13 protein-coding genes are annotated in these 15,577 nt (G+C 53.4%); 6 read left to right on the top strand and 7 right to left on the bottom strand.

Translation table 11 applies throughout. The features are described from left to right. Position 1: 1 nt before the first annotated feature. From ytfE to ACH0VJ_RS07360, 3 genes are all read right to left on the bottom strand, one after another. The gene (gene ytfE / locus ACH0VJ_RS07370) at positions 2-664 is read right to left on the bottom strand and encodes an iron-sulfur cluster repair protein YtfE (protein WP_000331476.1); all 663 of its coding nucleotides are present in this window, start codon (positions 662-664) and stop codon (positions 2-4) included. Positions 665-766: 102 nt separating this feature from the next. Continuing rightward, a complete protein-coding gene (locus tag ACH0VJ_RS07365; protein ID WP_000623273.1) occupies positions 767-1,732 on the bottom strand; it encodes a DMT family transporter in 966 nt (321 codons plus the stop codon). An 80-nt stretch (positions 1,733-1,812) separates the two neighbouring features. Further along, positions 1,813-2,661: an SDR family oxidoreductase gene (locus tag ACH0VJ_RS07360; protein WP_000560616.1), complete on the bottom strand. Its 849-nt coding sequence runs from the start codon at positions 2,659-2,661 to the stop codon at positions 1,813-1,815. 87 nt (positions 2,662-2,748) lie between these two features. Here ACH0VJ_RS07360 and ACH0VJ_RS07355 point away from each other — a divergent pair, with 87 nt between their 5' ends. Beyond that, complete coding sequence (locus ACH0VJ_RS07355; RefSeq protein WP_001201297.1) at positions 2,749-3,135, top strand: helix-turn-helix domain-containing protein; 387 nt, start codon at positions 2,749-2,751, stop codon at positions 3,133-3,135. A 47-nt stretch (positions 3,136-3,182) separates the two neighbouring features. Here ACH0VJ_RS07355 and ACH0VJ_RS07350 read toward each other — a convergent pair whose 3' ends face one another. Beyond that, positions 3,183-5,126, bottom strand: a complete 1,944-nt coding sequence (locus ACH0VJ_RS07350) for a bifunctional 2',3'-cyclic-nucleotide 2'-phosphodiesterase/3'-nucleotidase (RefSeq protein ID WP_000589396.1) — start codon at positions 5,124-5,126, stop codon at positions 3,183-3,185. 267 nt (positions 5,127-5,393) lie between these two features. Between ACH0VJ_RS07350 and cysQ the strand changes: the two genes are divergently transcribed. Further along, positions 5,394-6,134 (top strand): 3'(2'),5'-bisphosphate nucleotidase CysQ, encoded by a 741-nt coding sequence (gene cysQ, locus ACH0VJ_RS07345; protein WP_000893398.1) that lies wholly within the window; start codon positions 5,394-5,396, stop codon positions 6,132-6,134. Here cysQ and ACH0VJ_RS07340 read toward each other — a convergent pair. Then, positions 6,124-6,681 (bottom strand): YtfJ family protein, encoded by a 558-nt coding sequence (locus ACH0VJ_RS07340; protein WP_000175300.1) that lies wholly within the window; start codon positions 6,679-6,681, stop codon positions 6,124-6,126. The two genes, cysQ and ACH0VJ_RS07340, sit on opposite strands and share 11 nt — an antisense overlap. Positions 6,682-7,007: 326 nt before the next feature. Here ACH0VJ_RS07340 and ACH0VJ_RS07335 point away from each other — a divergent pair, with 326 nt between their 5' ends. After that, positions 7,008-7,214 carry a DUF1107 domain-containing protein gene (locus ACH0VJ_RS07335; RefSeq protein WP_000689229.1) on the top strand — a complete coding sequence of 69 codons (207 nt, stop codon included), beginning with the start codon at positions 7,008-7,010 and terminating at the stop codon, positions 7,212-7,214. Between the two features lie 84 nt (positions 7,215-7,298). On the opposite strand, the gene ACH0VJ_RS07330 is transcribed toward ACH0VJ_RS07335, so the two are convergent. After that, the gene (locus ACH0VJ_RS07330) at positions 7,299-8,642 is read right to left on the bottom strand and encodes a hemolysin family protein (RefSeq protein ID WP_000934972.1); all 1,344 of its coding nucleotides are present in this window, start codon (positions 8,640-8,642) and stop codon (positions 7,299-7,301) included. 182 nt (positions 8,643-8,824) lie between these two features. Beyond that, complete coding sequence (gene msrA / locus ACH0VJ_RS07325) at positions 8,825-9,463, bottom strand: peptide-methionine (S)-S-oxide reductase MsrA (RefSeq protein ID WP_000051469.1); 639 nt, start codon at positions 9,461-9,463, stop codon at positions 8,825-8,827. A 212-nt stretch (positions 9,464-9,675) separates the two neighbouring features. Between msrA and tamA the strand changes: the two genes are divergently transcribed. From tamA to ACH0VJ_RS07310, 3 genes are read left to right on the top strand one after another with little or no spacing between them, the layout of a single operon-like run. Beyond that, entirely contained in the window at positions 9,676-11,409 is a 1,734-nt protein-coding gene (gene tamA / locus ACH0VJ_RS07320; RefSeq protein ID WP_001120240.1) for an autotransporter assembly complex protein TamA, read from the top strand. After that, on the top strand, positions 11,406-15,185 hold the full coding sequence (gene tamB, locus ACH0VJ_RS07315) for an autotransporter assembly complex protein TamB (protein ID WP_000060833.1): 3,780 nt from the start codon (positions 11,406-11,408) through the stop codon (positions 15,183-15,185). The genes tamA and tamB overlap by 4 nt, the downstream gene beginning before the upstream one ends. Before the next feature lie 2 nt (positions 15,186-15,187). Beyond that, a complete protein-coding gene (locus ACH0VJ_RS07310; RefSeq protein WP_001219167.1) occupies positions 15,188-15,532 on the top strand; it encodes a gamma-glutamylcyclotransferase in 345 nt (114 codons plus the stop codon). Positions 15,533-15,577: the final 45 nt, after the last annotated feature.

Here is a 15,577-nt window from a genome sequence, read left to right as displayed (position 1 = left end):
ATTATTCCCCGGCCAGCGCGCGTGGGAACAGCACGTTATTCTCCAGGCTGATGTGCTCCATCAGATCATCAATCATCTCATTAATGCCGTTATACATCGCTTTCCAGGTGGTACAGGCTTCTGGTGGCGGCGTTACATTTTGGGTGACGTGTTTGATGACGTCTACCAGCTCTCCCGCCTCGTCATGCTCGCTTTCCATTACGCTTATCGGGCCCGTTGCCTGGCGACCCATACCCTGTTTGATCATTGGGAACAGGATCTGTTCTTCTTTCATCATATGGCTGGAAAGCTCTTCATGCAGCGCGGTGAGATATTTTGTCAGGCCGCGTGGGACGTTTGGCTTATCCGCGTGAACGCGTTCCACTTTGGTTGCCTGCAGGATAAGCTCCGGCAGTTGTTCGCGGTGTCGGTCATGATAGCGCACCACGATATGGTCAATAATGTCTGCCAGCGGAACGGCGCGCCAGTCTTTTTCGATGGGCTGTTCAGCCAACTGCGCGAGTTGCGCTTCAATGATGTCAATATCGACGTCGTGACGCGCGGCGGCGCGCGCCAGCGTCTGTTTTCCGCCGCAGCAGTAATCCATATCGTACCGGCGAAACAGCGCCGATGCGCGGGGAATAGAGAGCGCCAGTTCGCCTAAAGGTTGATCGCGATAAGCCATAGCCGTTACCTCATTTGCAATAATATAAGTTGTATCTTAAATGCATCTTTAAGGCAAGGCTATAACTCTTTCGGGGTGCGTATAATTTAAGCGAGTATGAAATTAGCGTTCCGTGACCGGAACGACGGTCGCTTTTTCCGGTTTCGCTCTCACGGCAATGACCACGCCCGCCACCAGGAGCGCAATGCCGCTTAACGTCAGGAATGGCGGGATTTCCTGGCGCAGAATGAAGGTATAGAGCAGTCCCGCCAACGTCTCAAAAACAATCAGCGGCCCTAAAATAACGGTTGGCAATTTTTGGCTGGCGATATTCCAGCACAGCGCGCCCACCCAGGAACACAGCACTGCGATGGCGATCATCAGACCGATAAACAGCGCGGGATGCGGGCCAAAGGGCAGGGTAAACAACGGTTTCTGGATACTCAGCCACAGACAGACCGCCGCATAGCCGATTAACGAGACCGGCAGCGTAACCAGCGCCTGCGCCGTTGCCCACATCATGGGATGTTTGTCGGGATTTTCCCGCAGCCAGCGGGCGTTGCGCAGCGCATACCATGCCCAGCACGCTACGGAAATCAGCGCCAGCACAATGCCTGAACCATAGCGCCAGCCGCTAACATCGGATAATCCCTGACTAAGTTCAGCAATATTGACGCACAGCAGGCCAAAACCGATAAGCGCCAGCGCGGGCGCTAAACGCCGCCAGGATAATCTGCCGTCTCGTTGGCTATAGAGAATGTTAGCGAAAAGCGGAATGACGACCGGCAATGTCCCGATGATCATCGTCGACACCGGCGCGCCGGTTCGCTGAATGGCGCTGGCGAGGCAGGCGTAATAGATTACATTGCCCATCAGAGTCAGCGACAAGGCGGTGAACCAGTCTTTGCGCGTCAACTGGCGTAACCGCGTGCGGCCTAACCAGGCAATCGGCAGGGCAATCAGCCCCAGCGCCAGATAGCGTCCCATTGACTGTAAGAGGGCCGGGTAATCCGGCACGATTAACGGGCCGACGAAAATCAATCCCCACATTAGCCCTGCCAGCAGGGCGTATAGCACGCCGCTAATCATCAGATTCTCCTCATAAACCGTTCCGTCATTATCAGAGAAGGTCTATGAGGATGCCACATAAATTAACTAAATTTTAACACTTACAGTACGGAGCGAAGGCTTTCTGTGAGCGTCGTCGTCGGGCGACCGATGAGTTTACGCAGCGTATGGCTGTCATCAAACAAGCCGCCTTTCGCCGCGCCAGCGTCAGAATTGGCCAACATATCCGCCAGTCCGTCAGGCAGGCCTGCGCCTTTTAACGCGGCGGCAAAATCGACTTCGCTCAGGTTCTGGTAGACGATTTTTTTTCCGCTCTGATGAGTAAGTTCATCCGCCAACTGGCTTAATGTCCAGGCGTCATCACCCGCCAGCTCGTAGACATTCCCGGCGTGACCCTCTTCACGGATGACGCGCGCGGCGGCGGCGGCATAGTCAGCGCGCATTGCGGAGGCGATTTTCCCTTCTCCTGCTGCGCCAATAAAGACGCCATGCTTCAGCGCGGCAGGGACGCTCGCCAGGTAGTTTTCCGTATACCAGCCGTTACGTAATAGCGTGTGAGGAATACCTGACTCAGCCAGCATTTTTTCCGTTTCAATATGTTCATCGGCGAGCGCCAGCGGCGATTTATCCGCATGTAGCAGGCTGGTATAGGCGATGAATTTCACCTTCGCGGCAATGGCGGCCTGAATAACGTTGCGGTGCTGCGCGGTGCGTTGTCCCACTTCGCTGGATGAAATGAGCAGCAGTTTATCAACGCCCTGTAAGGCGGTGGTCAGCGCGGCTTCGTTAGCGTAATCCGCCTGGCGAACGGCAATCCCGCGCTGACTGAGCGGGGCGGCTTTTTTCGGGTTACGGACGATCGCGACGAGGTGGCTGGCGGGCGTCGTTTTTAGCAGGTTTTCAATAACGTGTTGGCCCAGTTGGCCTGTTGCGCCAGTGATAGCAATCATGGTGAACTCCTCAGTGTTGGTCTTGTGTTTTATTACGCTACCACCTAAGCTTACTTTTAGTAAGTACGTACAAAAAGGTAAGTATCAATGCGCGCTCATACTCTTTCCCGGCAGTTGCGTGAAGGCAATCTCTTTGCTGAACAGTGCCCGTCCCGTGAGGTGTTAAAACATGTCACCAGTCGCTGGGGCGTACTGATTCTGGTCGCGTTACGCGACGGTACACACCGTTTTAGCGACCTGCGCCGCAAGATGGGAGGCGTGAGTGAAAAGATGCTGGCGCAGTCGTTACAGGCGCTTGAACAGGACGGATTTCTTAACCGGGTGTCATATCCAGTTGTTCCGCCGCATGTGGAGTACAGCCTGACGCCGCTTGGCGAGCAGGTGAGTGATAAAGTCGCCGCGCTGGCGGACTGGATAGAACTGAATTTGCCCCAGGTATTGGCGCAGCGGGAGCGTTTATCAGATGGCGGCTAGCGCTTTATTCGGCCTGCCAGTCAGGCCGAATAAACGCGGGACTCACGTTACTTGCTCAAATCCACCTGATAAATGGCAAAACCGATATCATCGACAGCAACCTTCTTCATCGGATACTGTCCTTTCTCTTTAATGAAGGCCGCGGCTTTATCGCCTGGCGATGTTTCAAAGCGGATATCCAGCGCCGTATCGCTGTGGATTGGCGCCAGACGCCAGTTATTATCCGCCGCCGGATGGATTTCGCCCGCGCGTTTTGACTCTGCGCCAATCCATGCCGCCAGCACGGAGCGATTTTCATCCGGAGACGCAAAGGCGATATGGCTGTCGCCCGTGCCGGCAAACTTGCCGCCGTAAGCGCGATAGTTATTCGTGGCGACCAGGAACGTAGCGTTCGGGTCGACAGGCTTACCGTTAAAGGTCAGGTTTTTAATACGCTCCGCCTGCGGATTCACCATCTGGCATTCGCCATCATAGCGGGCGGGCTGTGACACATCGATTTGATAATTCACGCCGTCAATGACATCGAAATTATAGGTGCGAAAGCCATCCCAATTGATCAACGATTGCGGTTTGTTGCTGTGAATATCAATCTGATTAAACTGTCCGGCAGAACATTCCAGCCACTCTTTTACCTCTTTGCCGCTGGCTTTCACCACCACCAGCGTATTCGGATAGAGATAAAGATCGGCGGCGTTACGGAAGGTCAACTGGCCTTTTTCCACCTCGACAAAGCTGGCAGGATCGTTCTTACGCCCGCCAACTTTAAACGGCGCGGCGGCGGACAGCACCGGCAGTTTCGCCAGATCCGGATCGCCCTGAATAAAGTGTTCCACATACGCTTTTTGCGCGTTATTCACCACCTGTACGGTAGGATCGTCCTGCACCAGAGCAAGATAACTGTACATATTATCGGCGGATTTACCGATGGGCTTGCTGACAAACTCGCGGGTGGCATCGTGATCGGCTTTCAGAATATCGACCAGCTTACTGTCTTCCGCCGCCAGCGACTTTTTAGCGGCGGCGTCATAGATAGGCCGCGCTTCCGCTTTCGCCTGCGTAACCTGCCATTTGCCGCTGTCGTTATTGAGCACCAGATCGACCACTCCCAGATGGTCGCCCCACATGCCAGGCATTACCGCAGGAATGCCGTTAAGCGTACCTTTGGCGATATCCGCGCCTTTGATGTCGGCAAAATCTTTACCGGGGAAGACGGCATGGGCGTGGCCAAACATAATCGCGTCGACGCCGGGAACTTCGCTGAGGTAATAAACCGAGTTTTCCGCCATGCTGTGGTACGGATCGGCAGAAAGGCCTGAATGAGCAATGACTACCACGATATCAGCGCCTTTCTCGCGCATTTCGGGCACATATTTCCGGGCGGTTTCCGTAATGTCATTGACGGTAACTTTGCCGCTCAGATTCGCTTTATCCCAAATCATGATTTGCGGCGGAACAAAGCCGATATAGCCGATTTTCAGAGTTTGCGGGTTGCCGTCTTTATCAATAACGCTCGTCTCTTTAATCAGATAAGGCGTAAAGAGCGGCTTTTGGGTTTTAACGTCGATAATATTGGCGTTAACATAAGGGAATTTCGCGCCAGCCAGCGCGTTATGCAGATAGTTCAGACCATAATTAAACTCATGGTTGCCGAGGTTTCCAACCGCGTAATCCAGAGTGTTGAGCGCTTTATAGACCGGGTGAACATCACCGTCTTTGAGCCCTTTTGCCGCCATATAATCGCCCAGAGGGCTCCCCTGAATCAGGTCGCCGTTATCCACCAGCACGCTGTTTTTGACTTCATTTCGGGCGGCATGAATCAAACTTGCGGTACGTACCAATCCGAATTTTTCGGTTGCGGTATCCTTGTAATAATCGAAATCCATCATGTTGCTATGTAAATCAGTAGTTTCCATGATACGGAGATCGACGGTGGCCGCATTCACGCTGGCGGCGATCAGCGTAGCCAGAAGCGTTGCACTAAACTTAATCATCAGAGGCACCTTTTAAGAACGCAATAGAAAAGCCGGATAGTGAAAAATAGCGATGATAAACAGTGAAACCCGATATCGTTCCGACCGTCGCCATAAGAAGGTGAAACCGCCCCATCCGGCCGATTTTTTGCGAGTGTTCACAGAAGGGTGAATCATGCCATGAAAGGTATTATCAAAACCGCAGACGGTATCACAGTTGGCGGAACCCTTAACGATCGGGTATAAGTAAAACAACGAGTTAACGCCCCTGTCATAAAGAGGTGGAGAATGTTAGAACAAGTATGCCAGCTTGCACGGAACGCGGGCGATGCCATTATGCAGGTTTATGATGGAGCCAAACCGATGGAGTACGCCCGCAAGCAGGACGATTCTCCAGTCACTGCGGCGGATATCGCTGCACATACCGTGATTCTCGAAGGGTTACGCACGCTCACGCCGGATATTCCGGTGCTTTCAGAAGAAGATCCGCCTGCCTGGGAAGTGCGCCAGCACTGGCAGCGCTACTGGCTGGTCGATCCGCTCGACGGCACCAAAGAGTTCATCAAGCGCAATGGCGAATTCACGGTCAATATCGCGCTGATTGAGCAGGGCAAACCGGTGTTGGGCGTGGTCTATGCGCCGGTGCTGAAAGTGATGTACTACGCGGCGGAAGGTAAGGCCTGGAAAGAGGAGTGCGGGGTGCGTAAGCAGATTCAGGTCCGGGATGCCCGCCCGCCGCTGGTGGTGATTAGCCGTTCGCATACGGATGATGAACTCACCGAATATCTCCAACAGCTTGGCGAACATCAGACCACCTCTATTGGTTCCTCGCTGAAATTCTGCCTTGTGGCGGAAGGCCAGGCGCAGCTTTACCCCAGATTTGGGCCGACCAGCGTCTGGGACACTGCCGCAGGTCATGCCATTGCCGTTGCAGCCGGGGCGCACGTTCACGACTGGCAGGGAAAAACGCTGGACTATACCCCTCGTGAATCGTTCCTTAACCCCGGCTTCCGGGTGACTATTTACTGAGGAGCTTATGCAGCAGGTCGACCACCTGCTGTACCTCTTGCTGGGTTAACGCGCCATCTTTCACCCATTGAACCCGACCGTCTTTGTCAAGCACGATGACGGCGGACCCCTCTTCTTTTAATTGCCAGGCGTTACGCGCCACGCCATTGCTGTCGACAATAAATTGCGACCACGGGTAGAGCTTTTTATTACTTTCTATACTGCTACGCACGAACATACCGGAGCCGGGGATCGCATCATCGGTGTTCACAATTGTGGTCGTCTGGTATCTGTCATGCGGAAGCCCGGCGGATTTAATCGCTTCAATCAGCGTGGCGTTTTTTTCCTTCGCTGACGTTCGACCCGCAATGTGCAGCAGGACGCGCACTTTTCCCGCCAGCTGCGCGCTATTCCAGTTTTTATAACTAAACTCATCTTTATTCAACGTCAGTTCGCCACGGTCGGCAATGCCTACCGGCGGCACCCGTTGGTTATCTTCAAGGTTATGCGCACAAGCCATTATGGGGAGTAGCAGACACGACATCGCCAGAATTTTACGTAGGGTCATGGTCATTCCTTCTTTATTTTTTTGCAGGTGATCCGACCACTTTGGGCCGATAGTTAATCATATGTGCGATTGATGCTTTTTCCCGCAAAGGGGATGCCAGTTTGCGGGCGGGCGCACACTTCCTGTGAAAAATGAAGGCATATACTGAGAAAAATGAGCTGATGTTTAGATAATTCTGAATAACTGTAATCAAAAGGTAAATATACTTATGCACACTGGAAACGACGTAGATATGGTCTATAGTCATATGGCATTAAAATTTGCGCCTTAAAACTGTTGGGCCGATTGTGGCACCGCAAGGGCGTAATACTCTGCAGGAGACAACAATGAAAATTTTCCAACGCTACAACCCGCTACAGGTGGCGAAGTACGTGAAGATCCTGTTCCGTGGACGGTTATATATCAAGGATGTTGGCGCTTTTGAGTTCGATAAGGGTAAGATTCTTATCCCAAAAGTGAGAGACAAGCAGCACTTGTCTGTGATGTCTGAAGTTAACCGTCAGGTTATGCGTCTGCAAACTGAGATGGCGTAACCAAAAGTGCTATGCAGTAGGTTAAAAAAGTAAAAAAAAACGGCTCCTGAATCAGGAGCCGTTGATGTTTCTGGCAAACGGATTTCAGGCCGCGCTGTCTTCTTTGTCTTTTGCATCGGGCAGTTTCGGCGCCGGTACGTTGCTTTTATTGTCGAGACGCGTCACCAGCAACTGATCGATACGGTAGTTGTCGATATCCACCACTTCAAATTTGTAGCCGGAAAACTTCACCGAATCAGTGCGTTTTGGGATCTTGCGCAGCATAAACATCATAAAGCCGCCAATGGTTTCATAGTTGCCGGATTGCGGAAACTCATCGATATCCAGCACGCGCATGACGTCGTCAATCGGCGTGCCGCCGTCAACCAGCCAGGAATTTTCATCGCGCGCCACAATTTGCTCTTCCAGTCCCTGGCCGACCAGGTCACCCATTAGCGTGGTCATCACATCGTTCAGCGTAATGATACCGACGACCAGTGCGTATTCATTCATAATGACCGCGAAATCTTCGCCCGCCGTTTTGAAACTTTCCAGCGCCTCAGAAAGGGTCAGCGTATCCGGCACAATCAAGGTATTGCGAATTTGCACGCCGCTATTCAGCGCCATACTTTGGTTCGCCAGCACGCGATTTAGCAGATCTTTGGAGTCTACATAGCCGATGATGTGGTCGATATCTTCATTACACACCAAAAATTTTGAGTGCGGATGTTCGGCGACCTTTTTCTTCAGGCTTTGTTCGTCTTCGTGCAGATCAAACCAGATGATACTTTCGCGCGACGTCATAGAAGACGGTACGGTGCGGGATTCAAGTTCAAACACATTTTCAATCAGTTCGTGCTCTTGCTTGCGCAAGACGCCCGCCAGCGCGCCGGCTTCCACCACTGCATAAATATCATCAGAAGTAATGTCGTCTTTCCGCACCATTGGAATTTTGAACAGGCGGAAGATGTTGTTTGCCATGCCGTTAAACAGCCACACCAGCGGGCGAAAAACGAACAGGCAGAAGCGCATCGGGTTGATGATACGCAAAGCCACAGCTTCTGGCGCAATCATACCGATGCGTTTCGGGGTTAAATCCGCGAACAGGATAAACAGCCCCGTCACCAGCGAGAAAGAGAGAATAAAGCTCAGCTGCTCGGAGAGTTCTGGCGACATATAGTGCGAGAAAAGGGCGGAAAAGGCGGGCGAAAATGCCGCATCGCCGACGATACCGCCAAGAATAGCGACGGCGTTCAGGCCAATTTGCACAACGGTGAAAAACATGCCGGGATTTTCCTGCATTTTCAATACGCGTTGTGCGTTGATACTGCCTTCATCAGCTAATAACTTAAGTTTAATCTTACGTGATGCGGCAAGCGAGATCTCGGAGATGGAGAAGAACGCACTTACAGCGATCAGGCAGAATATAATGAATATACTGTTTAACATATCTTATCCGGCGAAACGCCAGATCCTCGGAAGGGAAGTTTATAAATCCGTGTGGTAACGTTTAATGAAAACCGGCTCGTAGCAGTGAGCCGATAAGTTCAGGGCTAGTATAGCGTAAGCTACTGTAAAGTCGCCAGAGGGTTCATTTTCAACTCCGACAAGTTCCCCCTACGCCAGCGTCGTCACGCGTCAGGCGGCAGGCAAACGCCGATCCCGCCAATCCCGCAGTAACCGTATGGATTTTTGTGCAGATACTGTTGGTGTTCATCTTCGGCGTAGTAAAACGGCGTCGCATGGGCGATTTCCGTGGTAATAGGGCGATGGTCTCCGGCGGCGGCCATTGCCGCCTGAAAGCGCTCGCGACTGGCGTGAGCGGCGGCACTCTGTTCCGGCGTTAAGGGATAAATCGCAGAACGGTATTGCGTACCGTGATCGTTACCCTGTTGCATCCCCTGCGTCGGATCGTGATTTTCCCAGAAGGTCTGTAAAAGCTGTTCATAACGGATAACGGCAGGATCGTACACTATCCGTACCGCTTCGGCATGACCGGTCTGCCCGGAGCAGACTTCCCGGTAGGTTGGATTAGGTGTGTAACCGCCTGCATACCCTGCCGCGGTGCTATATACGCCGGGCAATTGCCAGAATAAACGTTCTACGCCCCAGAAACAGCCCATCGCGAAGTAGGCGATCTCCATCCCGGCAGGGACATTGGTCATAGAGTGTTCATTTACCGCATGCAGAGTGGCGATCGGCATCGGGGTGTTGCGTCCTGGTAACGCATCTGCTTGAGTAACCAGATGTTTTTTATCAAATAAACTCATGAGCTATTCTCCCGAAAGCGTTAATTGGCGTTAAGGTTGTAACGAGACGCATCTTTGCACACAATAACAACATTAATGTATCTGGATTTAACCATAAGAAATATTTGGGCAGTCGTCTGCTTTTCAATCGAAATTGTTGATTTTATGTTAAGCCGCGGAGCGGTAGTGTGATTTTTTCCAGGGGTGGGAATAGGGGATATTCAGGAGAAAATGTGCCACATATCCGTCAGTTATGTTGGGTTAGCTTACTGTGCCTGAGCAGTTCTGCGGTAGCCGCAAATGTTCGTCTGAAAGTCGAAGGGCTATCCGGAGAGCTGGAAAAAAACGTTCGCGCACAGCTCTCTACGATTCAGAGCGATGAGGTGACGCCGGATCGGCGCTTTCGCGCCCGAGTTGATGATGCGATTCGCGAAGGGCTTAAAGCGTTAGGCTATTACGAACCCACTATCAAATTCGACTTGCTTCCACCGCCTGCGAAAGGACGGCAGGTATTAATCGCCAGGGTTACGCCCGGCCAGCCGGTGTTGATTGGCGGTACAGAAGTCATTTTACGCGGCGGCGCGCGTACGGACAAAGATTATCTGGCCTTACTGAAAACGCGTCCGGCAATCGGCACGGTGCTGAACCAGGGAGACTATGACAATTTTAGAAAGTCGTTAACCAGCGTGTCGCTACGTAAAGGCTATTTCGACAGCGAATTCGTTAAAAGTCAGTTGGGAATTGCTCTGGGTCGTCATCAGGCGTTTTGGGATATTGATTATGATAGCGGTGAGCGCTATCGCTTCGGACCTGTCACCTTCGAAGGTTCGCAGATTCGTGATGAATATTTACAAAATCTGTTGCCGTTTAAAGAGGGTGATGAGTACGAATCGAAAGATTTGGCGGAACTAAACCGCCGACTTTCCGCTACCGGATGGTTTAATTCTGTCGTGGTGGCGCCGGAATTTGAGAAATCGCGTAAAACAAAAATTCTGCCGTTAAAAGGCGTGGTATCGCCGCGAACCGAAAACACGATTGAAACCGGGGTGGGGTACTCCACCGACGTCGGGCCGCGCGTGAAAGCGTCGTGGAAAAAACCGTGGATGAACTCTTACGGTCATAGCCTGACCACCAGCACCAGTATTTCTGCGCCGGAACAGGTGCTGGATTTTAGTTATAAAATGCCGCTGCTGAAAAACCCGCTGGAGCAATACTATCTGGTACAGGGCGGCTTTAAACGTACCGATTTGAATGATACGGAGCAGGACTCGACCACGCTTGCCGTGTCGCGTTACTGGGACCTTTCCAGCGGTTGGCAGCGGGCGATTAACCTGCGCTGGAGTTTCGACCACTTTACCCAGGGGAACGTCACCAACACCACCATGCTGTTCTACCCGGGCGTGATGATCAGCCGAACCCGCTCGCGAGGGGGACTGATGCCAACCTGGGGCGATTCGCAGCGCTATTCAGTAGACTATTCGAATACGGCCTGGGGCTCCGACGTGGATTTCTCCGTGCTGCAGGCGCAAAACGTCTGGATTCGGACTTTGTACGATCGCCACCGTTTTGTGATGCGCGCCAATTTGGGCTGGATAGAAACCGGTGATTTCGACAAAGTTCCGCCGGATTTACGTTTCTTCGCCGGGGGCGACCGCAGTATTCGCGGCTATAAATACAAATCTATTTCGCCTAAAGATAGCGACGGCAATCTTAAAGGCGCCTCAAAACTGGCAACCGGATCGCTGGAGTACCAGTATAACGTCACCGGCAAATGGTGGGGGGCGGTGTTTGTCGATAGCGGCGAGGCGGTGAGTGATATTCGCCGTAGCGATTTCAAAACCGGGACCGGGGTCGGCGTGCGCTGGGCGTCGCCGGTTGGGCCTATCAAACTCGATTTTGCCGTACCGGTCGGCGACAAAGACGAACACGGTTTACAGTTTTATATCGGTCTGGGGCCTGAATTATGAGTTTATGGAAGAAAATAAGCCTCGGCGTGTTGATTTTCATTGTGGTGTTACTGGCGAGCGTTGCGTTTCTGGTCGGGACGACGACGGGGCTGCATCTGGTATTCAGTGCGGCGAACCGCTGGGTGCCGGGGCTGGAGATTGGGCAGGTCACCGGCGGCTGGCGGGACTTATCGTTAAAAAATATCCGCTATGAGCAGCCGGGCGTTGCGGTGAATGCGGGCGAAATTCATCTGGCTGTCGGGCTTGATTGCCTGTGGCGCAGTAGCCTGTGCGTCAATGATCTGGCGCTAAAAGATATTAATGTCGCTATCGACAGCAAAAAAATGCCGCCTTCCGAACCGGCGCAAGAAGAGGAAGAAAGCGGACCGCTGAACCTCTCCACCCCCTGGCCCATCACGCTGTCGCGCGTGGCGCTGAATAACATCAATATCAATATTGATGACACTACCGTTTCGGTGCTGGATTTTACCTCCGGGCTGGCATGGCAGGAGAAAAACCTGACCCTGAAACCGACGCGGCTTCAGGGATTGCTGATCGCTCTGCCGAAGGTCGCTGACGTGGCGCAGGAAGAGGTGGTTGAACCCAAAATCGAGAAACCTCAACCGGATGAAAAGCCGCTTGGCGAAACGCTAAAAGATCTGTTTGCAAAACCGGTAATGCCGGAGATGACCGATGTTCACCTGCCGCTCAATCTGAATATCGAGTCGTTTCGCGGCGAGCAGCTACGCATCACCGGCGATACCGATCTGACGGTGCGCACGATGCTGCTTAAAGTCAGCAGTATCGACGGTAATATGAAGCTGGATACTCTGGATATCGACGCCAACCAGGGCACGGTGAAAGCCTCCGGTACGGCGCAGCTCGCCAATAACTGGCCGGTTGATATTACGCTCAACAGTACGCTGAATATCGATCCGCTAAAGGGTGAAAAGATAAAACTCAAGGTCGGCGGCGCGTTACGCGAACAACTGGAGGTCGGGGTGAACCTTTCCGGGCCGATGGATGTCGCGCTTCGCGCCCAGACGCGGCTGGCGGAGGCCGGTTTACCGCTCAATCTTGAAGTCGTCAGCCAACGCATTGCCTGGCCATTGACGGGTGATACCCAGTTTCAGGCTGACGATCTGAAGCTCAAACTGAGCGGTAAGATGACCGACTATACGTTGTCGATGCGAACCGCCGTGAAAGGACAAGATATTCCGCCGGCGACCATCACGCTGGATGCTAAAGGGAATGAGCGGCAGATTAATCTCGATAAACTCACCGTCGCCGCTCTGGAGGGAAAAACCGAACTGAAAGCGCTGGTGGACTGGCAGCAGGCGATTAGCTGGCGTGGCGAACTGACGCTGAATGGCATCAATACCGCTAAAGAGATCCCGGACTGGCCCGCGAAGCTTAACGGCGTCATGAAAACCAAAGGCAGCCTCTACGGCGGCACCTGGCAGATGGATGTCCCGGAACTCAAGCTGACCGGCAATGTGAAGCAGAACAGCGTTAACGTCAACGGGACGCTAAAGGGCAACAGCTACATGCAGTGGACGATCCCGGGGCTGCACCTTGCGCTGGGCCCAAACAGCGCCGATATAAAAGGCGAGCTTGGCGTTAAGGAGCTGAATCTTGACGCCGCCATCGATGCGCCAGGGCTGGATAATGCGCTGCCAGGACTGGGCGGCATGGCAAAAGGAATCGTTAAAGTCCGCGGTACGGTAGAAGCGCCGCAGCTGTTGGCGGATATCACCGCCCGCGGTCTGCTCTGGCAGGAGCTGTCTGTCGCCCAGGCGCGCATTGAGGGCGATATTAAATCCACCGATCAGATAGCGGGCCATCTCAACGTTCGCGTAGAGCGGATTTCGCAACCCGACGTTAACATCAATCTGGTGACGCTTGACGCCAAAGGCAGCGAGAAGCAGCATCAGCTACAGCTCCGTGTTCAGGGAGAACCGGTATCCGGTCAACTCTCCCTGACAGGCAGTTTTGATCGCGAGGCGGCGCGCTGGAAAGGGACGTTAAGCGACACCCGTTTCCAGACGCCAGTGGGGCCATGGTCGTTGACCCGCGCGATTGCGCTGGACTACCGTAATAAAGAACAGAAAATCAGTATCGGGCCGCATTGTTGGCTGAACCCGAACGCCGAGCTGTGCATCCCGCAAACCATTGATGCGGGCGCCGCAGGACGGGCGGTGGTCAATCTCAACCGCTTTGATCTGGCGATGCTGAAGCCATTTATGCCTGATACCACGCAGGCCAGCGGGATCTTTAGCGGGAAAGCGGACGTGTCGTGGGACACCACCCAGGAGGGATTGCCGCAGGGGAAGGTCACGCTTTCCGGTCGTAATGTGAAGGTCACGCAGACCGTCAATGACGCGCCGTTACCGGTCGCGTTTGAGACGCTGAACCTCAGCGCCGATCTGCACAATAATCGCGCCGAGCTGGGATGGCTGATTCGCCTGACGAACAATGGTCAATTCGATGGCCAGGTGCAGGTAACCGATCCTCAGGGGCGGCGCAATCTCGGCGGTAACGTCAACATGCGCAATCTCAATCTGGCGATGGTCAACCCTGTCTTTTCGCGCGGCGAAAAAGCGGCGGGAATGTTAAACGCCAGGCTACGTCTGGGCGGCGATGTGCAAAGCCCGCAGTTGTTTGGTCAGTTGCAGCTTAGCGCGCTGGATATTGACGGTAATTTTATGCCGTTTGAGATGCAGCCGAGCCAGCTCACCATGAACTTTAGCGGGACGCGTTCGACACTCGCCGGTATCGTGCGAACACAACAAGGGCAAATTAACCTGAACGGTAACGCCGACTGGAGTCAGATTGACAACTGGCGCGCGCGGGTGACGGCGAAAGGCAGCCGGGTGCGGATTACCGTTCCGCCGATGGTGCGCCTGGATGTCTCGCCGGATGTGGTCTTTGACGCGACGCCTTCGCTGTTCACGTTGGATGGGCGTGTGGACGTTCCGTGGGCGCGAATTGTGGTGCACGACCTGCCGGAGAGCGCGGTTGGCGTCTCCAGCGATGTGGTTATGCTCAATAATGACCTGCAACCAGAAACGCCGCAGACAGCGTCTATTCCCATCAACAGTAATCTGACGGTCCACGTCGGCAACAACGTGCGCATCGACGCCTTCGGGCTTAAAGCGCGTTTGACCGGCGATTTGAAAGTCGCGCAGGATAAGCAGGGGCTGGGGCTGAATGGTCAAATCAATATTCCTGACGGCCGATTCCGCGCCTACGGCCAGGACCTGCTTGTCCGTAAAGGCGAGCTGCTGTTCTCCGGCCCGCCGGATCAGCCGCTGCTCAATATCGAAGCGATCCGTAACCCTGACGCCACCGAAGACGATGTTATTGCGGGCGTGCGTGTCACAGGCACTGCTGATGAACCCAAAGCGGAAATCTTCTCCGATCCGGCGATGCCGCAGGCTGAAGCGCTTTCTTATCTGCTGCGTGGGCAGGGGTTGGACAGCAATCAGAGTGATAGCGCAGCAATGACCTCCATGCTTATTGGTCTGGGGGTTGCGCAAAGTGGTCAGGTTGTGGGTAAAATCGGAGAGACATTCGGTGTAAGTAATCTGGCGCTGGACACGCAAGGGGTGGGCGATTCGTCCCAGGTTGTGGTCAGCGGCTATGTACTGCCGGGTCTACAGGTGAAGTATGGTGTAGGGATATTTGACTCTCTGGCGACGCTCACGTTACGTTATCGCCTGATGCCTAAGCTATATCTGGAAGCAGTGTCTGGCGTAGATCAGGCACTTGATTTGCTCTATCAGTTTGAGTTTTAGCAATGCGAATATTTGTCTATGGCAGTTTACGACAGAAACAAGGCAACAGTCACTGGATGACCAATGCCCAATTGCTTGGCGATTACCGTATCGATAACTACCAGTTGTATAGTCTGGGCCACTATCCAGGCGCAGTTCCGGGAAACGGAGCGGTATACGGTGAAGTTTATCGAATTGATAACGCCACGCTGGCCGAACTTGATGCTTTGCGCACCAGGGGCGGTGAATACGCACGCCAGTTAATCCAGACGCCTTACGGCAGCGCATGGATGTATGTATATCAACGTCCTGTTGATGGGTTAACTCTGATTGAAAGCGGTGACTGGTTAGACAGAAACCAGCCCTGAACTGAACACGCCACCCTCGGGTGGCGTTGTTTTTTTACATTCTGG

Origin of the sequence: Salmonella sp. 2020_1459 (assembly GCF_043847915.1) — a bacterium.
Lineage (GTDB): Bacteria > Pseudomonadota > Gammaproteobacteria > Enterobacterales > Enterobacteriaceae > Salmonella > Salmonella enterica.
This window is presented reverse-complemented; position numbering and strand designations above follow the sequence as displayed.